Origin of the sequence: Microcystis wesenbergii NRERC-220 (assembly GCF_032027425.1) — a bacterium.
GTDB lineage: Bacteria > Cyanobacteriota > Cyanobacteriia > Cyanobacteriales > Microcystaceae > Microcystis > Microcystis wesenbergii_A.
This window is the reverse complement of record NZ_JAVSJA010000001.1, coordinates 1,591,243-1,610,536: the sequence shown is the minus strand read 5'-3', so window position 1 is coordinate 1,610,536 and position 19,294 is coordinate 1,591,243. Positions and strand designations below refer to the sequence as shown.

Here is a 19,294-nt window from a genome sequence, read left to right as displayed (position 1 = left end):
ACAATTAACGCACTTCAAACAAACGATTATCCGGTAAATTACTAATCGCTCGCTGGAGACTATTCAAGGATCTATTGTAATCGACGATCGCCTGTAGATAACGGCTTCTGGCATCGGTTAAATCCCGTTGGGAGTTGATCACATCCGTTTGGGTTCCCACACCCGCCTGAAAGCGTAAACGGGCTAATCGCAGACTTTCCGTGGCCGATTCAATGCTTTTTTGCGAAGTTTTGATGTTTTCTTGGTTAGAAATCAAACTATAGTAGGATTCCTCCACTTGAAGGCGAATTTCATTGCGACGGAGGGAGAATTCCGTATCGGCGCGATCGATATTTCTTTCCGCTTGACGAGCGCGAGCAAAGGCACGACCACCATCAAAAAAAGTCCAACGAATCCGGCCACCGACGCTAAAACCATCGCCAAAACCAGCTTCATCACTGAGATCGTTGAGGACATTATATTGACCCAAAAGGTCCACTTGGGGAATCACCGCCGAAATAGCGATCGAGCGGTCTTCTGCGCTAATTTCCCGTTGTAAGAGTTGTTGTTCTAATTCTGCGCGATTTTTGTAGGCTAAAACGATACTATCATCAAGACTCAAGCCCCAAGTTCCCGCCTCGCGAATCTCATCGGCAGCGGTTAACTCAATGTGTTGGCCGACACTCAATATCTGTGCCAGTCGCCGTCGGGAAATACGCTGGTTAGAAATCGCCCGGGTTAAGTCTTGGTTAGCGTTAGCGAGGTCAACTTCCGCCTGTAGGACAGCAAATCGGGTTCCTAGTCCCGCTTGCTCCAATAATTGAGCATCGCGTAAACTTTGACTAGCATCTTCGATCGAGGCTTGGGCGATCGCTACCTGAGCGTCACCCCTTTGTAATTCATAATAGGCATCGGTGGCATCAAAACGAGTTTGTTCCGAGACTCGTTCCACCTCTAATTCCTGTTGCCGGATCACTTTTTCGGCCCTTTTGATCTGGGCTGCCCGTTCACCCCCTGTATAAACCCCATAGACGATGCGAACACTACCCTGAAGGGTGGTACTGTCTTCGGGTGTAACTGCTGGGATTCCCTGTTGACGGGCTAACTCATTCTGTCTTTGGGCAGCTGCCGATTGATCTTGAGTGAGACTGGTTTCCGCTTGGGCCGTGGGTAATAAAGCCGCCTGTTGTTCCTTTAATTGGGCGCGAGCGATTTCTAAATCGACCCGGGCTGTCTGTAAGGTCTGATTATTTTTTAAAGCTAATTCGATCGCTTGATTTAAGGTGATCGGTTGTACTACCCTAATATTCACCTCATCTGGTTTGGTGGGAAAAATTAGCGGATTGCCACTAGGATTAAGATAATTAGGGGCTTTGGGATCCGCTTCCGTGGTTGCCGGTGCCGCCGATGGACCGGGTAATTGAGAAACTGGATTGACAGTAGGTTGGGGTTTCTTCAATAAATCGGCAGCGGACTGAGTTTGTGCCTTAACCGAGGATTCAGCCAAGAAAATCAACCCAAGCACCGCACTCACGGTAATACCATAACGCAAGAGCAACATGAGTATCTCGAAAGTAAACAGTAAACGATAAGAAGTAAATAAGCTCACACCACTATGTTGGCCGATTACTAATTACTAATCACTAATCCTACTCCATCCCGACGCGGATCGCCCGTAGCGGTTAATTCCCCCCGATCATTCACTGCCACCCCATGCACACCCCCAAAAAACATATTTTGTTCTTGCCACCGGGATACTTGAGTATTTGCGGGTAAAACCAGATTTTCGAGCATATTCTCCCGATCTTCTAGAGGTTCAATTCCTAATTGTTGATTTTCCCAGTGTATGCGCGAGGCAGCAATCGCATCGGGTAAAGATTGCCGAAAATCGATTAAATTGCTAATAACTTGCAAAATAGCGGTGCGAATGCGATTGGAACCCCCAGAACCGAGAACAAATCGCGGCTTTCCTTCCTCTAAAATCATCGTCGGGGACATCATTGAGGATAAACGACGATCAACGGGCCAATTGTGAAAACCAAAGGGATTTAAGTCCGCTTCCCCGATCATATTATTGAGCATAATTCCCGTCCCTGGCACGGTATAAGCCGAGCCTTCGCCGTTGGAAAAGGTGGCACTGGCGGCATTGCCCTCTTGATCGATAACGCTAATATGGGTGGTACTGCCCCATTTATTGGGATATTTGCCTAAAAATTCTGGCGAGAGGAACTTATCTTCGATTCCCTCCTGATGGATAAAATTATCGTAGCCTTGGGCGCGCGCTTGATTGGTTAAGGCCATCACTTCCGTTAAAATTTGCAGATGTTTGGCTCCTAGATGCTCTAAAGCCGATAAATTGACTGTTTCCAGTAATTTTAGGGCAAAAGCTAGGAGAATTCCTCCAGAACTAGGAGGCGGATTAGTCAGGATTTCGTAACCACGATATTGGGTTTTTAGGGGTTTTCTCTCAATGACTTGATAGTGATTTAAGTCTTCGAGAGTAAGATAACCGCCCTCCTGCATATCCTTGGCGATTTGGTGGGCGATTTCTCCCTCATAAAAGTCTTTTACGCCTTTTTTGCTTAATTCCTCTAGGGTGTTGGCAAAATCCCTCATCACACAGCGATCGCCAGCTTCTAATAATTGTCCCTGGGGAGCATAGACTTTTAAACCCTCTCTATCTTTGAGCAGGATCGAAGCGAGTAAACCCAGGCAAAAGCCGTTATATTGGCTCAAAATGTAGCCTTGTCGAGCATATTCGATCGCTGGCTCCGCTACCACGGCAAAGGGCAATTTTCCCAGTTTTTTCTGCACTGTTTCCAATCCTCGTAACGCCCCGGTCGTAGCGATCGCACCTCGGCCAATGTGAAAATCTTGACTAGCACCCCCAAAATTGATCGCCACTGGGTAAAAGTCGATATTTGTCAAGGGTTTTTTAGATTTGGGAGTTTGACAGAAAAAATCAAAAAGGGTATTGACTTTTTCCTTGGTATGTGCTAGTAAAAAACCGCCGCCCCCCGCGGAAGCGAGGGTAAATTCGACCACGAAAGCCGCTAAGATCGAGCCAACAATCCCATCGAAGGCATTGCCGCCCATTTCTAAGATTAATTGTCCAGCTTCGGCAGTTTTTGGATGTCCTGCGGCGATAGCGCCCTTGGTTTTGCCAGTCACTTTGATCGGGGTGTGGGGTGTGGGGTGTGGGGTGTGGGGTGTGGGGTGTGGGGTGTGGGAAGTGGGGAGATGGGGGTGTGGGGTGTGGGGAAGTGGGGAAGTGGGGAAGTGGGGAGAAGGGAGAATAAATAGAAATAATCTCCTGAATCCTGCCTCCTGCCTCCTGCCTTCTGCCTCCTGAATAGGGCTATTTTTTTAATTGCTTAACCGCTTGATAGATTTCGGGTAAACGCTTGTAAGCGGCTGCTACCTTGAGGAATAGTTTATGAGGCATAGCAGGAGAGCCAGAAACCACTTCTCCTGCTCCGATATCGTTGTGAATGCCAGTTTGGGCGGTTGCGATCGCACCGTCACCGATTACTGCTTGATTGGCAATGCCCACCTGTCCCGCTAAAATAACGCGATTGCCCACTTTTACGCCTCCTGCCATGCCCACCTGTCCTGCTAGGGCGCAAGCTTGGCCAATTTGGCAATTATGGGCAATATGGACGAGATTATCGATCTTAGTCTGGCTACCGATGCGGGTTTCTCCCACTGCCGGGCGATCCACGGCGCTATTACAGCCAATTTCTACCCCATCTTCTAAGACCACGATACCCGATTGTTCCATCTTAAACCAGCCTTCGGGAACTGGCACAAAACCGAAGCCCTCGGCACCGATAACAGCGCCACTGTGGATAACGCAATCATTGCCGATTTGTACCCGTTCATGGATGGTACAGTTAGCGTGGAGAATTGTGCGATCGCCAATATGCACCCCGGGGTAAATAACGGCGTTAGGATGAATGCACACCCCATCACCGAGGGTGACATTGGCTTCTACCACGGCATGGGCCCCGATGGCGACTTTATGGCCGATTTTAGCCGATGGATGCACCACGGCGGTGGCGTGAATGTAGGGTTGGGGCTGAAAGGGTTGATAGAATAATTTGATGGCGTGGGCGAATAAAAGTCGAGGATTGGCACTAGCTAACCAAGCGATGCCGCGTTCGTCGGCCTGTTGTTGTAGATTGCTATCCAGGGGCAGAATTAGGGCAGTAGCGTCAGTTTTGGCGACAAAGGAAGCAAATTTTCCCCCTTCGATATAGCTAATGGTATCGACTAGGGCGGTTTCGATGGGAGTTATGGCTTTAATTTGGGGATTTCTGTCGGGATAGGCGGTCAAACTCTGGGATTGCACTAAAGGGCTTAATTTTTGGGCAATTTCACTAAATTTCATAAATATATATGGCGATCAAGATAGGGCTTATCATAGGATAGTCTAAGGCTATACCGATAATCTTGTCGTTATTATAGTCAAAAAAGTTGCTGGTTTTTTAGGAAATTATTCTTGAGTTTGATCGGGATATTATGCTGGGATAAATAGGGTTTTTGAGCAAGTTTTGTCTTGAGATTTATATTTAATATCAAGCTGTTTTTGCTACCGATGATGATTTGAAACTAGATTATAGCGATACTTTACCATTTCCTCTTACTTATAAACCGGTAGGCGCGCCTTTAATTCCCAGCCATAAATTGCTAAAAATTCCTTTAATTTATCGGGGTGTAAATGGAGGTAATCGGGATTAACTTCATCGATAATGCCAATACCGCCTAAATCCCGCGCTCCTGCCGCTAAACAATCCAAGAGAAAAAGAGGATCGGGTACTAGATTCGGGGGAATTTGAATGACAATATCTGGGGGCAAAATTTCCCTGGCTTGCCTAACCAGAGCGGGCAGTTTTTGCAGATCAAAAGGATTATTTTGCCACTGTTCTCTTTTGCCCGGATTATAGGGTTGTAGGATCACTTCTTGAATATGTCCCCAACGTTGATGAAGAGCGGCAATAGTTTCTAAGGTTACTAAGCGATCGCATTCCGTTTCACCAATTCCTAATAATAACCCCGTGGTAAAAGTAATTCCTAATTCTCCCGCCCATTGTAACTGTTCTAAGCGCAGGGATGGCACTTTACTGGGGGCATGACGATGGACAGTATTTAATAAAGTCACCGTCATTTGTTCTAACATTATGCCCATAGATAGATTGACATTTTTGAGTTTTTCCATCTCGGCAAAAGTTAAAATCCCCGCATTGGTATGGGGATAAAAACCCATATTTAAAGCCAATTCTGCTAAATTATAAATATGCCGAAACCATAACTCTCGATTGGCGGCTAAAGGATGAACTTCGCCGCTAAGAATTAAAATTTCCGTAATTTCCGAACCCTGCAAAGCAGTTAAAATCTCTTTTGCCTTGTCTAGACTTAACCAGCCATCAGTGCCTAAATCCCTGCGAAAATTACAATAACTGCAACGATTGAAACACTCGTAGGTAGGTACAAGGGTATGAGAGGGACTATAGGTGACAATTCTTGACATTTTTTTCAGAATTGGAGTTCATTACGAGCATTCAAGGGCGATAAAATTTGCTATCGTGGGAAGAATTGCTGTTTTATTCACTTAAAAACGCCTTCCCTTTTCGCTTCCTCCTATGATTTTCGATCCTGCCAGTCTTCCCTCCCATCGTCAAACGATTCGCCCGATTAGCGCCACAGCCCTGCACGGAATTGTATTTCAAGATAACAAATTAATCGCTATCGACGCAAAAAACGGCTATTTATACCAAATTGCCCTCGATACTGGTCATACAACCGTACTTAATTCCCATCGCTGGCAAGAATTCGTCGGGACGACGGGATTGGCAATCGATGATCAAAATAACCTCTGGTTTACTACTCGCGAAAATCTCTACTGCTGCACTCTCGAAGATTTTACCCCGAAATTTTTTACCCGTCTTCCCTACACCGCTAACGGAGTCGCCGTAACCAGTAACACAATTTATGTCACTTGTCAACGTTCTGGACAAATCTTTATATTTGATCGCCAATCGGGACAGGAAATTACTCGTTTGTACGCGCCGGGTATCGGCATCGAAAATATCACCATTCGCGGGGAAGAACTTTGGTTAACGGATACCCTAGAACAAACGGTTTACTGTCTTGATCGCGCCACGGGAGAACAGCTTTTTAGCATGATAACTCCTTTTGAATCACCGACGGGATTAGCATTTTATCGCGATGCAAACAGTGGCAAGGATATCTTATATGTGGCCTATGCTTTCCAAGAACCCTTTATCCGCGATAATCCCAATTCCGAACAGGTTTACGAACTTAGTTATCGTCCGCGTACTTTTGTCCATCCTCTATATTTTCACCACGATCCCGCTAAAAAATACACCCTTTCTAACGGTTATCTGATTGAATTATCCTACGTCGAGGAATTAGAACCTCTCTATAATATCGAATTAAAAGATGTGGAATGGCGCATCGCTTTACCCTTGGAAACACCGCGGCAAAAAATTCGCAGCGTCGAAGCGGTGGGATTGCCTTTTATTGAAGAAATTCAGGACGGGCAGCGGGTGGCAGTATTTAAGTTTGAGCAAATAACCAGCAAACAACGTCATATTTTTGGTTGGAAAGTAGTATTAGAAGTGTGGGGTATTAAATATCAAATTACTCCCAAAGATTGCGAAGATTTACCCACCTTACCCGCCGATTTTCCCGATCGCTATTTGATCGATAATGATGATCTGGCTATGAATACAGAAATTATCCTCAATGCTGCCGAAGAAGCGATCGGTCGGGAAACCAATCTACTCAGAAAAGTTTATAGTATTCGTAATTACGTCTATGATCAGCTTTCCTACGGCATCAAACCCAACATCGACACCCCCGATATTGCCCTGCGGCGCGGAGTGGGTTCCTGTGGCGAATATGTGGGTTTATTATTGGCTTTGTGTCGTCTCAATGGTATTGCCTGTCGCACGGTAGGACGCTATAAATGCCCACCCCATCCCCTTGAACGTAATTTACCCCTCGAACCGGATTACAATCACGTCTGGATGGAATTTTATCTTCCCTCTATCGGTTGGGTTCCCATGGAGTCCAATCCCGATGATATTTTTGAAGGTGGTCCCTATCCCAATCGTTTCTTTATGGGTTTAGCTTGGTATCACACGGAAATTGCCAAAGATATCCCCTTTGAACGAATGCTAAGTGAAGGACAACCGGTGTTAAAAACCCAAGTTCCCATCGGCGATTTAGCGATTAATCACGTTCAATTCATCATTCTTGAGGAATTAGCCCCAAAAGACTAGAATTCTGACCCATCATCTAGGATGCCCATTTCTCTATCTCTGGCTTCTTTGAGTTCTTTGACCATTTGCAAACTCGCACCCACACAGAAGCCCAGGGCTGCCCCGGCACCGGTCAAATAACGTCTATAGATGATTTGATAGTTATAGGGATTTTTATAGTTGACTTGGCTGGGATTGCGTTCAATGCGGCTAATGCCATAACCGATACCTGCCCCAACTAAAGCGGTGACTAGGCCTGAAAATAGAACTAGACGAAAGTTCATGATCTTATCTCCCGATCGACTCTGACTTTAGATTATCGCTGAAAGTTAGTTAATGGCAAGCGATCGCAATAATTTGTTAAGTAGTCGTGCCAAATTAATTTCCATTTTTGAGATCGGAGACAGGAGACCCCGGGTAACTACCTAGCGGATGGGAGTAGTTCATAAGAGGGCGAACGAGGGGACTCGAACCCCCGAGTGGTGGAACCACAATCCACTGCCTTAACCACTTGGCTACGCTCGCCGCACACCTTCCCTAGTATAGCACAAAACGAATGGTTGGCAACAGGTTTTTTATCCTCAATTCGGGCTATGGTTAGGGTAAGTGAGTGATGATTTGAGAGCTTATGAAATTGGCACGGTTAGGGGGAGTGGTGGTAGGAGTGGTTTTAGGGGGAATTGCGGGGATATTGCTGACAACTAACCCCAATCGTCAAGATTACGAACAATACGCTTCCCAGAGGTTAACTAGCTATCTTAGGGATAATGTCTGCGCTCGGGCGCAAGCTTCCCTCGATGTGCAACCTCTCTTGCGGGGTTACTGTAAAATGTTGGTGGATACGGGTCAACCTTTTTTACAAGAAGCGATCGCCAGTAAGACTACTAGAAAGAATTTTCTCATTTTCAGTGTTTATCAAACGGAATTATGGTTCCCTCCCCCTTTACCTAGTTACCACTTCAGCAGCGTCGGTTTTTTGAATAAATTATACATCTACGAAGCTTTAGAACTGTAATCAGGCCATGGGTGTGGGGATTTTTAAAACCTAGACCCAAACTAACTTTTGGATAAGATGCACAGTTGGCATTCATAAGTATCTAAGCACAATTAATTACACATCTAAGCCACTACTCCGTCAGACTTCTGATGTGAGGAAACAGTGAACTGAAAACTCAAATCCGATCCCTAATAGCTGTATCCCGTCTCCCGTCTCCTGACGACCGTCTCCTGACGACCGTCTCCGTTCGGACCTCGGCGTGAGCTTTTGTCGAACGCAAAAGCTCACGGCCGAAGCCTGTCTCCTGTCTCGACTAGGAAATTAATTTTGCACGACTACTTAGCTTGATTCAGCAAGGCCTACTTTTCTTCTTGTCTTCTTGCTGCTAATTGGTCTAAAATTTCGGCGTGAACTTGGCGAGTAATTGGATAAAAATAGGCAAGAATTAAGCTAATGATCAGGAAAAATGCTGGTAAAGGGGCAATTGCTAGGCGAATTGCTATTAAAGCACTATCTGGCTGCACGGGAATTGCTTCTCCTGGGATTCTCGGTTTAAAACCCGATGTTTCTAGGGCAATACCGACAAGAAATAACCCCAAAGCTAAACCAATTTTTTGCAGAAGTACCATGAAAGCATAAAAAATCCCTTCTCGACGTTTTCCTGTTTCTAATTCGTCTAATTCAATCACATCAGGAACCATTGACCAAGGAATTAAATAGGCCACAGATACGCCAAATCCCGCCAAAACTGCCAAAGCATACATCAAAGTTATTTCTCCTGGTTGGAGCAAAAATAAACCGATTTGGGCAATAATCCAGACTGTCATCCCTAAAAAATAGACTATCTTTTTGTCTAATTTCTGACTAACTGCTTGCCAGAAAAATAACATCACTAAAGCTGTTCCCTGCACTGCTAAAGCGACTAAACCCGATGCTGCTTCCGATAGTCTCATGTAGCTGACGACGTAGTAAACCAAAATCGAGGCGGTTAATTGTACTCCTAACCAGGCACAAAGATAGATGCCAATAACGTATAAAAAGGGACGATTACCAAAAACTATTTTTAATTGTTCTTTCAGGGGAATAGTTTCGGTATTATTATCCGCTTCTCTCTGTTTAATTGCTGCGCTATCCTTGAGATGATTTTCAGTTTTGCCATAGTAAAGGGTTAACCCCGAAACTATCCCTTCTATTCCTAATAAAATTGTGGAAATAGCGATAAAGTCCCAGGGATTTACCCCAATTTTTCCCAGTCCATAGACCAAGGCAAGCGCACCGATAACTATACAAGCAATTGCCAAAACTTTTTTCTGAGGGGGATTGAGAATCGCTTTTGCTCCTCGTTCTTGCAAAACCAAAGCGCACCAAATAACTGCTATAATCGACATTAAAGCACAAACTACACCTAACAATAAAAAAGCTTGATGGAGATCGTTGGCATAGGACGATGAGACGAGAATATAGAGAATTAATGAGAGAATGCTGCCCCCGATAGAAAAGGCAAAACGAAAACTATTTAAGCGGGTTCTCTCATTATAATCATGGGTTAATTCAGGGGTGAGTGCCTGGTAGGGAAGATTGACTACTGTATAGGTTAAATTAAAGATAATGCCGATCAAAATATAATATAAAAATAACCATAATTGGTTATTAGTCGGGATTAACCACAGTAAAAAATAGCTAATTCCGAAGGGAATTGACCCCAATAACATCCATGGTAAGCGACGACCCCAAATAGTACGAGTTCGATCGCTCCACATGCCAATAATCGGATCGTTAATAGCGTCGAAAATTCTCACCACCATCAGCACACTACCAGCTAATCCTGCCGATAATCCTGCCACATCAGTGAGGAAAAATAGCAGGTAAAATACAGAGATATTAGCAGTTATAGCCGGTCCTAAATCGCCAGCACCATAGGCGATTTTTGTGGTTAAATTCAGTCTTTCAGAAGTTAAATGAGCCATAAAAGCAATTACAGAGATTAAAATAAGCTTAACCGTTCTCGGGGCATTTGTAACCTTTGCCAGAGCAGTTGAGGAAGTTTAATTTTTTTTGTCTCCAGTAATTCCTGAAAATATCTAGCGTTAAAAGGGGAAGATTCCTCGATCACACTGGGGACAAAGAAATGGCTTTATCTGTGGCATCTGGGAAAATTCTGACTATTTCCCCGTCCTTCACTTTTTATCTATCTCCTTGGCCAGCATTATCAGCTAAACTGAGTAATATCAGTTATTTTAGGTATCAGCATCGGAATTATCCTGATTCTGGCAGTTATACTCAAGAACAGCGACCAGATTGTTCTTTTTCGGACTGTTAGCGGTTAGGATGTATTACTTGGGGGACGATCGAGATAGATCAAGAAAGTGCAATAGTACAGATAAGAGATCAGGGAAAATTTTTTCGCCCAACCTAAACCTTTTTGACGCTGACGTTCTATCATGTCTCATATCTTCCTATTTTTAGAGATTTTTGCCCAAGAAGGCGGTATTCAATCGTATATCAAGGATGTTCTGCAAGCTTATCTCACTTTGCCCGGTTCCGAGGCGGCCGAGGTTTTTTTGCTGCGGGATGCCACTGATTGTCCTAATCCTTTCAAAAATCAAGGTATTACCTTTTATTACCTGAAAAATAAATCAGCAACTCTCGGACGCATCCAATTAGCCCTTAAGTTTTTAGTTTCTCTCCTCCGGAAACGTCCCCAACGGGTTTTTTGTGGTCATATAAATTTAGCCCCCCTCACCCGTCTTTACTGTCAAGCTTTAGGCATACCCTACACCGTCCTCACCTACGGCAAAGAAGTCTGGGAACCTTTAGCAAATTCCCAAAAACAGGCCCTGCAAGCGGCCGAATCGATCTGGACAATTAGCCGTTACAGTCGCGATCTTATGTGTGAGGCTAACGCTATTGATCCCAAAAAAGTAGCAATTCTCCCCTGTGTGGTGGATGAGGAAAAGTTTAATTTAGGTGAAAAGTCCTTGACATTAATCAAGAAATATGATATAGAAAATGCCAAAGTTTTATTAACAGTGGCCCGGTTGTGGTCGGGGGATATCTATAAAGGGGTAGATGTGACCATTCGGGCCCTGCCGACAATTCTAGAGACTTATCCCGAAGTAAAATATCTAGTCATTGGACGGGGGGACGATCGCCCGAGATTAGAAGCTTTAACCAAGCAGTTAGGAGTGGATAAACAGGTAATTTTCGCCGGTTTTGTCCCCACGGAGGAATTAGCCGACCATTATCGTTTAGCCAATGCTTACGTTATGCCCTCCCGGGAAGGATTCGGGATTGTTTACCTAGAAGCGATGGCCTGTGGTATTCCCGTGATTTCTGGAGATGAGGACGGTTCAGCAGAGCCGCTGCAGGATGGTTTAGTGGGGTGGCGTGTTCCCTATCGAGATGCCGAAAAGGTGGCTAAAGCTTGTCTAGAAATTTTGCCCGGTCAGGATCAACGTTGTCACCCGCAATGGTTGCGTCAACAAACTGTAACTAAATTCGGCAAAAAGACTTTACGGGCAAAATTACTCGATTGGTTGTAAGCAAGCGTATCCTAATTTTACACAACCGGGCAAGATGTCTGTTAAGATAAACGGCGTGGCAACTTTAACTCTCACACTTAAACTTCCTTTTTATCGGTTAAACCAGTGCCAAGCACAAGAATTTGAGCGACTAACTGAGTTGAATAAGGGTATGACTAATCAACTTCTAGAAACCCCTAAAACAGATAAAAGAAAGTGGGATGCCCCCACTTTCTTCCTGAGTATAAATACTTAAGTTTAAATAGAAGGTATGAATGCCAACTGTACATCGTATCCAAAAGTCAGTTTGGGTTTAGGGTTTAAAAATCCCACAAAAGAAGATTCAGAGATCAAATCAGCAACGCCAAAGATGACAACCTATCGCAATCCTGCTCCCACTGTTGATATTATCATCGAACTGATCGACTCGCCCCACCGTCCGATCGTACTAATTGAGAGAAAAAATCCGCCCTTTGGTTGGGCAATTCCGGGGGGATTCGTGGACTACGGTGAATCGGTGGAAACGGCGGCCATTCGGGAAGCTTACGAGGAAATCAGTTTACAGGTGCAGTTAATCGAGCAATTTCACGTCTATTCCGATCCTAACCGCGATCCGCGTCAACACACCATTAGTATTGTTTTTATCGCCACGGCAAAAGGCAAACCGATCGCTGCCGATGATGCCAAAAAAGTCGGGGTTTTTCATCTCTGGGAATTCCCCCAACCTTTATGCTTTGATCACGATCGCATTCTCAATGATTATCGTCGTTATCGGGACTATAAAATCCGTCCCACACATTAAACCCCAACTTAGCTATAAAAGCAATCCTTGCCAAAAAAGTCCCCGAAAAAACTTAAAAAATTATACACTTCTGAGGGCGACAATCGGTTCCAATTTAGAGGCACGATAGGCGGGAAAAACGCCGAAAAAGAGACCGATACCCGTGGAAACGCTCAAAGACAGGGCGACGGCGCTGGTGGAAACAGTGGCAGCCAGGGGAGAGAAACTGGAGACGAGAACGATCGCTCCTGCACCGAAGAGAATACCAAACGCACCGCCGGCGATGGAAACGAGAGTTGATTCAATCAGGAATTGTAAGAGAATATCCTGTTCTCTGGCTCCGATCGCTTTTCTTAGTCCGATTTCCCCGGTTCTTTCCGAAACCGAAACCAGCATAATATTCATCACCCCGATACCACCGACAATCAGGGAAATACCGGCGATTAGAGCCAAAAGTAGGGTTAGTCCCTGGGTAATCGTGCCGAAGATTTCGATCATCTGTTTAGCAGTTTCGACGCGAAAATCATCCTCAGCGACGATTTTATGGCGTAAACGCAGGAGATTCTGGATTTGGAACTTAGCGGCGCGGATTTCCTCCCCCGATCGCGCGGTGAGACTAATCCAACTCAACTCGACACCGTAGGGTCCGGTTTTGCCCACCAGTTGCGAGTTCATGGTACTAAGGGGAATAATCAGCATTTCATCCTGATTATTGCCAAAAAAGGAGCCTTTCGCCTCTAAAATCCCGATCACCTCAAAACTGAGATTTTTGATCCGCAGCTGTTGACCGAGGGGATTTTGGGTGGGGAAAAGTTGCGCCGCCACTTCAGTGCCGATCACCGTTACCCGTTTGTTGCGGGCTAGATCGATATTATTGATAAAACGACCTTTTTCCAGGGTAAAATTGCGGACAGAAGCGTATTCTGGGGTGCTTCCCGTGACTAGAGCCGTCATGTTGCGATTACGATAGGAAATCAGGAAACGAGCGTTTATTTCCGGGGCGACTTCAGCGACGGTGGGAACCTGTTCGGCGATCGCCTGAGCATCGGCTAAAACCAAGGTTTTCGGTAAATTAACAGTGGTATTGCGTGCTTGTCGCGACCCCGGCACCACAAAAATGGTATTGGGTCCCAAGTTAGCAAACTGGTCATTGGCTAAGGTTTGCGCCCCTTGGCCAATACCGATCATGGCCACCACCGAAGCGTTACCGATGATAATTCCTAACATAGTCAGGCCGCTACGCACTTTATTGGCCCCTAGGGTGGAGACGGCCATTTTTAAACTTTCGATGATAAACATATCAGTTATCAGTGGGGTGTGGGGTGTGGGGTGTGGGGTGTGGGGAGAATAAATAAAATAATCTCCTGTCCCTGAATCCTGTCTCCTGAATCCTGACTCCTGCCAGAGCATAAAAAAGACAATTTGGATATATTTGTTAAGAAAAATTATTGAGATTTTTTATTAGTTTTCGAGGTATCTTCGGCCCCTTCGGGGAGATCGATAAAGACCTTTTCTCCAGCTTCCAAACCTGATAAAATTTGGGTTTTATCGTCCAAGACTAGGCCGATTGAAACGGGTTTAAAACTGGGTTTATTTTCGGCATCGGCAACTAAAACCCCTGACTTGCCTTCCCGGGTGACAATGGCAACAGTCGGCACGACGAGAGCATTATCTAACTGCTGGCCGACAAAAGTTACATCCACATTCATTTTCGATTTGAGTTTGTCCCGTCCCGTCACCAAACCGATTCTGACCTCAAAAGAAGTAACATTATCCTCGATAATTGCTTCAGGAGCCACGAGAATAACTCGACCTTCAAAGACTTCTTCAGGAAAAGCATCGGCGACAATTCGCACGGGTTGGCCGCGCTGCAATAAACCCACATCTACTTCCGGCACTTTAGCAATCACTTCCAATCCCGATGCCAGGGCGATAATCGAGGTGGAAGTGGCGGAAGCGGTGCTAGAGGCCGAAGTGGTGGGAGTGACAAAAGAACCCTCGGTGGCGTATTTTTGGGTGACGATGCCATCAAAGGGAGCAGTAATGACTGTATCGCGGTATTGAATCTTGATTTGCTCTAAATCGGCCCTGGCGGCCGCTACAGATGATTCTAGTCGAGCCAGCTCGGTTTCTTGGGTTTTTTGGCGTTGTTCGAGGGCAAATTTCGCTTCTGCGATCGCTGCTGCCGCTCCTATCATTTCCTGCTCAATTCCCGCCACTTCTGGGGAAGCGGTTTTATCTGCTTGTTCCAAACGGCGGATCGATTCGTCTAAATTGGCTTTAGCGTTGAGATATTCATTGAGGACGGCATCAAATTGGTCTTGAGCGATCGCCCCTTCCCGGACTAAATTTTCATTGCGTTTAACCCGATTTTCTGCTAGTCGAAAACGGGATTGGGCTGCTTGTACCTGAGCTTGCAGCTGGTCTAAATCTTTCGGAATTCTTTCTTTGGCCTGAGCTAAACGGGCTTCTAATTGCTTATAACTGGCCTGTGCTTGATAAAATCGGGCTTGTAATTGCCGGATATCTTCGGGAATACTGCGTTTAGCCTGTTCCAGACTGGCTAGAGCTTCCCGCAGATGCGCTTCTGACTGCATCCCCTGGGCATACACCTCTAAATTATCCATGACCGCGAGGGTTTGTCCCCTTTTAACGATCATGCCCTGATCCACCAATAATCGCACTAATCGGCCGGGGTTTTTCGGGCTAATGTTGACACTTTGGATTGGTTCCACCCTACCACTAGCTTTAATTTCCACAGCGAGGGTTTCTCGTTGAGCAGGAACGGTCATTTTCGCCAATTCTAGGGCAGGAGGAGGTGTTTGCAGTAAGCGATAAGAAACCACTCCCACCGCCAAAAAACCACTAGCCATGAGTCCGAATATCCAAAATAGGGGGCGATTTGATTTTCCCAACACGGTTATTGCCATCGATCAGCCAAAAGTTAATTGGTTATATACTAACGTCTCTAGAGCTGCCTTTGTTGTTTCTTTAGCCAACAACTCCCAAGCGAGATAGACTGATTAAAAAAGGCCTATCGCGGGGGTAAACTGTGCCAAAACTTCAATTAATCGTTTCTTTGCTCATTTTTTTCGTCGCTGGCAGCCCGCCGGCTTTTTCCCAGGCACTACTCCCCTACGCCATCGAACCGGAGTTAGAACAGATGGAACAAGCGGGAATTGAAATGGCCGAAGATGCCATCCAATTAGCTCGTTTTCGCCGTACCGATGCAGCCCTCGGACGGGCTAAGTTAGCGGTGCAGTTAGCCCCCCATCTCTATCAAACTTGGTTTATTCTCGGTAGTTTATATCTGCAAGACGACCAGGTGCAACCCGGTATCCAGGCATTAAATCAATCTTTGTCCCTTGCTCCCGCCGATGCCCAAGCTAATATTAAATTTTCCCTCGGTAGTGCCTATTTTCAGAATCAGGATTACAAGTCTGCTATTGCCCAGATTGAAGCGGGTTTGCAAATGAAACCCGATATCTCCCCCGCTCTTTTTGATCTCGGTAATTCCTATCTCAAGTTAGCACAATATCCTGCGGCGATAGCAGCTTACGAAAAAGCTGTTAGTCAAGATAAAAACTTTTGGCCCGCTATTAATAATATTGGTTTAGTTAAATACGAACAGGGCGATAAGGAAGCAGCCCTTAAAGATTGGCGCGCCGCTTTGAAAATCGATCCTAAACAGGCGGAACCTCAGTTAGCTATTGCGGTGGCTATTTATAGTCAAGGGAAAACTGAGGAGGGCATCAAATTAGCTCAGGCCGCTCTCACTAGCGATAGTCGTTATGTCAGTCTAGAATTTTTAGGGGAAAATCTCTGGGGTCAACGTCTTCTGCAAGACACGGAGAAAATGTTTAATCATCCTAAAATGAAAGATTTTATCGCTCGTTTACCAAAACCAACCCCAGAACCAGAGGAAGAAAATTAATCTGATAGCAGCAAGCATTAATACTAAATCCGTTGAGTATAGGCTACATATCAGGATAGGCAAGAGGCAAGAGGCAAGAGGCAAAAGGAGGAATAGATAATCAGTCTTTAATAACTGGATTTAGTATAAGATAACCCCTTAGTCAATTTGCTAGAAATTCTTAAGGCTTGCTCTAGCTAATTAGGATAAACTCGCCCTTTCCAACTTCCCCCTTGGCCGCGCCAATAACGCAGGGCAGAATCGACAGTCATTAAACTATAAAAGAGGGCAATTAGGGGTAAAGTTAAAGCCCGCAGGGGGGATAATTTATATAGTCTTAAAGTCGGGCTATAGGAGAGGGCCATTAGTAGTAAGGTGACGGTGCTAATTATAATAATTAATCTTTCTTTTAATATCAATCCCCCGATTAAGCCCAAGGGGGCGGCTAAATAGGTTAAAAACATCCCGAAAATTGTCCCGATTAACCAAAGTATTGAGTAATTTAGTTGTGTAAAGGCGGTGCGGGCTACCATATTCCAAATGCTGGCTAAATCGGGATAGGGACGGAGACTATAGCTGGTTTCTGTTAATCCTAACCAGATAGATCTCTCGGTATTTTTGGGGTGATTTTGCAGATATTTTTTAACCGCAATCGCCAAGGAACAATCATCAATTAAAGCTTGTTTAAGAATCTCAATACCGCCAATTTTTTCCAGAATATCTCGGCGAATTAAAATGCAACCCCCAGCGGCGGCAGCTATCGGGGAATTAGGGTTATTAACTAGGGGAAAAGGATAGAGTTTCTCGAAGAAAAAAACAAAGGCAGGAATGAGTAATTTTTCCCAAAAATTTTCACAGCGTAGCCACACCATCAGGGAAACTAAAGCTTGTTTTTCTTGTACTGCTTTAGTGACTAATTGGGTTAAATTATCCGGCGCGTGGGCAATATCGGCATCGGTGAAGAGAAAATAATCGGGAGCGAATTTCTCGGTAGCCTCTGTTATTCCCTGTTTCATTGCCCATAATTTACCCGTCCATCCTATCTCTAAAGCTTGTCCATAAATAATAGTTATCTGGCCAGATTTATGGTATTTATCGGCAATTTCTTGAGCAACTTTTCCCGTACCATCACTGCTTTGATCGTCAATTAAAATAATCGAAAATTCTCCTTGATAATCTTGGTTAAAGAGGGAGGTTAAACTGATAGGTAAAACGTCGGCTTCGTTTCTCGCTGGGATAATTGCCGAGACTTTTGGATAATTTGTTAAGGGAGAAGTAACGGGATTAATTGTTTGGTTAGATAGCCAAAATTGTCCCCTAGCTAAGATTAAATATAACCAAATTATCAGCGATAGGGAAGTAACTAATAATAAGAAAAATGTCATAAGCTAGTCGGATTTCGATGAGGGAATAGGGAACAGGTCAAAAAGAGTATCAAATTTATATGGACAACAGCTTCATAAGTTTGGGGTTTAACAAAAGGCAATTTAGGGTAAAATAGAGGCAAGTTAGCAAGATTAGGCGAGGGAGTAAATCATGGATTATGATGTCGTAATTATTGGGGGGGGACCGGCGGGAGGTCACTGTGGGAGATTATTAAGTGAAAAAGGTTATCGTGTGCTTTTAGTGGAACAACATTCTAGTTGGCAAGATAATAACTTTTCTAGTGCCGCTTCTCCCCTAGAAATTTTAGAACAATTCAATCTCCCCGAAACCGTAGTGGCTAGGTTTTGGAAAAATATCGAAATTGTCTCCACTAGCATACATCGTTCTTGGTCATCACCGCAACCTTTAGGGGTAGTTTTTGATTTTGCCAAATTGCGAGAGTTTTTAGCCGCAGAAGTGCTGCGTTGGGGGGGAGAAGTTCGTTTAGGTTGTCGTTATCTGAAATATCAACAGATGGAGAATAAGCTAACTGTTTTCTTGAAATCAAAAGGAGAAAAAATCGAGACAGTTACTACTCGTTTATTGGTTGATGCCACGGGATACGCTAGAGCAGTTATGTATAAACATAGACGAGAAAAACCTGATTTTTTAAAAGCAGTGGGTATTGAATATTTAATTGCTGTGCCAGAATTAGATTATCAAAAGTATCAAGATAATTTAGTATTTTTTCTCGGTCATAAATGGAGTCCTAAAGGTTATGGCTGGATTTTTCCTATGGATAATCAGCAATTAAAAATAGGAGCCGCTTGGTTAGAGGGAGAACATCCTTATATTTCTGAAGTTAAGCCTTTAAAAAGTTATATTACACAAATTATGCAAACCTACATGAATCTCTCTAAATATGATATAATTGACAGTCATGGTTCTATTTTAGAATATTCGCTCAATCTGCAAGATATTTATTATCAAGAACCGAATATTATAGCGATTGGTGACGCGGTTTCTACGGTTAACTTTTTAGGAGGGGAAGGTATTCGCCATGGCATGAAAGGAGCCGAAATTGCTGGTGAATACATGGAAGAATATTTACAGGGAAAATTGAGGAGTTTTGCCGCTTATCAACAGAGGATGCAAGAATATTTTCAACCAAAATGGAATTTATCCGATCGCCTCAGTCGCCAAGTTTATTTAGAATATAGTGATGCGCGTATCGATCAAGGAGTATCCTATCTCAAGTATCTTTCCACACAGGATATAATCGACATTTTATTTTACTACAAATTTGAAAAATACACAAAAGGGTTAGGCGGATTTCTGCTGGGGAAATTACGTCAATGGTGGCGCAAAATTTTCCCTAGTCAAAAACCTGGGTAAATAAGCTAGGATAAAGCTAAGGAAACAATATTAGTAAAGACCGTGAGTAAGTTTATT

General features: G+C 44.4%; 16 protein-coding genes, 1 tRNA gene and 1 pseudogene. 8 read left to right on the top strand and 10 right to left on the bottom strand.

Annotated elements, in window-relative coordinates; translation table 11 throughout:
- Positions 1–4: 4 nt before the first annotated feature.
- From RAM70_RS07840 to cofG, 4 genes are all read right to left on the bottom strand, one after another.
- Positions 5–1,540: a TolC family protein gene (locus RAM70_RS07840; RefSeq protein ID WP_287999921.1), complete on the bottom strand. Its 1,536-nt coding sequence runs from the start codon at positions 1,538–1,540 to the stop codon at positions 5–7.
- Positions 1,541–1,608: 68 nt separating this feature from the next.
- A complete protein-coding gene (gene ggt, locus RAM70_RS07835) occupies positions 1,609–3,150 on the bottom strand; it encodes a gamma-glutamyltransferase (protein WP_312673148.1) in 1,542 nt (513 codons plus the stop codon).
- 187 nt (positions 3,151–3,337) lie between these two features.
- The gene (gene lpxD, locus RAM70_RS07830) at positions 3,338–4,369 is read right to left on the bottom strand and encodes a UDP-3-O-(3-hydroxymyristoyl)glucosamine N-acyltransferase (protein WP_045362645.1); all 1,032 of its coding nucleotides are present in this window, start codon (positions 4,367–4,369) and stop codon (positions 3,338–3,340) included.
- A gap of 252 nt (positions 4,370–4,621) precedes the next feature.
- On the bottom strand, positions 4,622–5,509 hold the full coding sequence (gene cofG, locus RAM70_RS07825; protein WP_045362648.1) for a 7,8-didemethyl-8-hydroxy-5-deazariboflavin synthase subunit CofG: 888 nt from the start codon (positions 5,507–5,509) through the stop codon (positions 4,622–4,624).
- A gap of 112 nt (positions 5,510–5,621) precedes the next feature.
- Here cofG and RAM70_RS07820 point away from each other — a divergent pair, with 112 nt between their 5' ends.
- Positions 5,622–7,286, top strand: coding sequence for a transglutaminase domain-containing protein (locus RAM70_RS07820; protein ID WP_045362651.1), 1,665 nt, complete (start codon positions 5,622–5,624; stop codon positions 7,284–7,286).
- On the opposite strand, the gene RAM70_RS07815 is transcribed toward RAM70_RS07820, so the two are convergent.
- Complete coding sequence (locus RAM70_RS07815) at positions 7,283–7,549, bottom strand: hypothetical protein (RefSeq protein WP_045362654.1); 267 nt, start codon at positions 7,547–7,549, stop codon at positions 7,283–7,285. The two genes, RAM70_RS07820 and RAM70_RS07815, sit on opposite strands and share 4 nt — an antisense overlap.
- A 168-nt stretch (positions 7,550–7,717) precedes the next feature.
- Positions 7,718–7,790, bottom strand: a tRNA-His gene (locus RAM70_RS07810).
- 103 nt (positions 7,791–7,893) lie between these two features.
- Here RAM70_RS07810 and RAM70_RS07805 point away from each other — a divergent pair.
- The gene (locus RAM70_RS07805) at positions 7,894–8,280 is read left to right on the top strand and encodes a DUF4359 domain-containing protein (protein ID WP_045362657.1); all 387 of its coding nucleotides are present in this window, start codon (positions 7,894–7,896) and stop codon (positions 8,278–8,280) included.
- Positions 8,281–8,621: 341 nt separating this feature from the next.
- On the opposite strand, the gene RAM70_RS07800 is transcribed toward RAM70_RS07805, so the two are convergent.
- Positions 8,622–10,229: an MFS transporter gene (locus RAM70_RS07800; protein ID WP_045362659.1), complete on the bottom strand. Its 1,608-nt coding sequence runs from the start codon at positions 10,227–10,229 to the stop codon at positions 8,622–8,624.
- A 471-nt stretch (positions 10,230–10,700) separates the two neighbouring features.
- Between RAM70_RS07800 and RAM70_RS07795 the strand changes: the two genes are divergently transcribed.
- The 3 genes and pseudogenes from RAM70_RS07795 (at position 10,701) to RAM70_RS07785 (ending at position 12,585) form a co-directional block, all read left to right on the top strand.
- The gene (locus RAM70_RS07795) at positions 10,701–11,804 is read left to right on the top strand and encodes a glycosyltransferase family 4 protein (RefSeq protein WP_080754364.1); all 1,104 of its coding nucleotides are present in this window, start codon (positions 10,701–10,703) and stop codon (positions 11,802–11,804) included.
- Positions 11,805–11,859: 55 nt separating this feature from the next.
- Positions 11,860–12,018: pseudogene (locus RAM70_RS07790) on the top strand (RNA-guided endonuclease TnpB family protein); the annotation flags it as partial.
- A gap of 135 nt (positions 12,019–12,153) precedes the next feature.
- The gene (locus tag RAM70_RS07785; protein ID WP_287999927.1) at positions 12,154–12,585 is read left to right on the top strand and encodes an NUDIX domain-containing protein; all 432 of its coding nucleotides are present in this window, start codon (positions 12,154–12,156) and stop codon (positions 12,583–12,585) included.
- A gap of 60 nt (positions 12,586–12,645) precedes the next feature.
- Here the strand turns inward: RAM70_RS07785 and RAM70_RS07780 are convergent, their stop codons facing one another.
- Positions 12,646–13,863 (bottom strand): ABC transporter permease, encoded by a 1,218-nt coding sequence (locus tag RAM70_RS07780; RefSeq protein WP_312673141.1) that lies wholly within the window; start codon positions 13,861–13,863, stop codon positions 12,646–12,648.
- 146 nt (positions 13,864–14,009) lie between these two features.
- On the bottom strand, positions 14,010–15,494 hold the full coding sequence (locus tag RAM70_RS07775; RefSeq protein ID WP_045362669.1) for an efflux RND transporter periplasmic adaptor subunit: 1,485 nt from the start codon (positions 15,492–15,494) through the stop codon (positions 14,010–14,012).
- Between RAM70_RS07775 and RAM70_RS07770 the strand changes: the two genes are divergently transcribed.
- Both RAM70_RS07770 and RAM70_RS07765 read left to right on the top strand, forming a co-directional pair.
- A complete protein-coding gene (locus tag RAM70_RS07770; RefSeq protein WP_172456657.1) occupies positions 15,436–15,582 on the top strand; it encodes a hypothetical protein in 147 nt (48 codons plus the stop codon). The two genes, RAM70_RS07775 and RAM70_RS07770, sit on opposite strands and share 59 nt — an antisense overlap.
- Positions 15,583–15,616: 34 nt before the next feature.
- A complete protein-coding gene (locus RAM70_RS07765) occupies positions 15,617–16,498 on the top strand; it encodes a tetratricopeptide repeat protein (RefSeq protein ID WP_045362672.1) in 882 nt (293 codons plus the stop codon).
- Between the two features lie 176 nt (positions 16,499–16,674).
- Here RAM70_RS07765 and RAM70_RS07760 read toward each other — a convergent pair whose 3' ends face one another.
- Positions 16,675–17,862 carry a glycosyltransferase gene (locus RAM70_RS07760; RefSeq protein WP_312673136.1) on the bottom strand — a complete coding sequence of 396 codons (1,188 nt, stop codon included), beginning with the start codon at positions 17,860–17,862 and terminating at the stop codon, positions 16,675–16,677.
- Positions 17,863–18,013: 151 nt separating this feature from the next.
- Here RAM70_RS07760 and RAM70_RS07755 point away from each other — a divergent pair, with 151 nt between their 5' ends.
- A complete protein-coding gene (locus RAM70_RS07755; RefSeq protein WP_045362677.1) occupies positions 18,014–19,237 on the top strand; it encodes an NAD(P)/FAD-dependent oxidoreductase in 1,224 nt (407 codons plus the stop codon).
- Positions 19,238–19,294 lie beyond the last annotated feature (57 nt).

Bases quoted from the DNA above. Each gene is read 5' to 3' on its own strand.
- RAM70_RS07770 (WP_172456657.1), top strand. From the start codon at position 15,436: ATGAGTCCGAATATCCAAAATAGGGGGCGATTTGATTTTCCCAACACG.
- RAM70_RS07775 (WP_045362669.1), bottom strand. From the start codon at position 15,494: ATGGCAATAACCGTGTTGGGAAAATCAAATCGCCCCCTATTTTGGATA.
- RAM70_RS07840 (WP_287999921.1), bottom strand. From the start codon at position 1,540: ATGTTGCTCTTGCGTTATGGTATTACCGTGAGTGCGGTGCTTGGGTTG.
- RAM70_RS07820 (WP_045362651.1), top strand. From the start codon at position 5,622: ATGATTTTCGATCCTGCCAGTCTTCCCTCCCATCGTCAAACGATTCGC.
- RAM70_RS07760 (WP_312673136.1), bottom strand. From the start codon at position 17,862: ATGACATTTTTCTTATTATTAGTTACTTCCCTATCGCTGATAATTTGG.
- RAM70_RS07805 (WP_045362657.1), top strand. From the start codon at position 7,894: ATGAAATTGGCACGGTTAGGGGGAGTGGTGGTAGGAGTGGTTTTAGGG.
- RAM70_RS07785 (WP_287999927.1), top strand. From the start codon at position 12,154: ATGACAACCTATCGCAATCCTGCTCCCACTGTTGATATTATCATCGAA.
- lpxD (WP_045362645.1), bottom strand. From the start codon at position 4,369: ATGAAATTTAGTGAAATTGCCCAAAAATTAAGCCCTTTAGTGCAATCC.
- RAM70_RS07800 (WP_045362659.1), bottom strand. From the start codon at position 10,229: ATGGCTCATTTAACTTCTGAAAGACTGAATTTAACCACAAAAATCGCC.
- RAM70_RS07815 (WP_045362654.1), bottom strand. From the start codon at position 7,549: ATGAACTTTCGTCTAGTTCTATTTTCAGGCCTAGTCACCGCTTTAGTT.
- RAM70_RS07755 (WP_045362677.1), top strand. From the start codon at position 18,014: ATGGATTATGATGTCGTAATTATTGGGGGGGGACCGGCGGGAGGTCAC.
- RAM70_RS07780 (WP_312673141.1), bottom strand. From the start codon at position 13,863: ATGTTTATCATCGAAAGTTTAAAAATGGCCGTCTCCACCCTAGGGGCC.
- cofG (WP_045362648.1), bottom strand. From the start codon at position 5,509: ATGTCAAGAATTGTCACCTATAGTCCCTCTCATACCCTTGTACCTACC.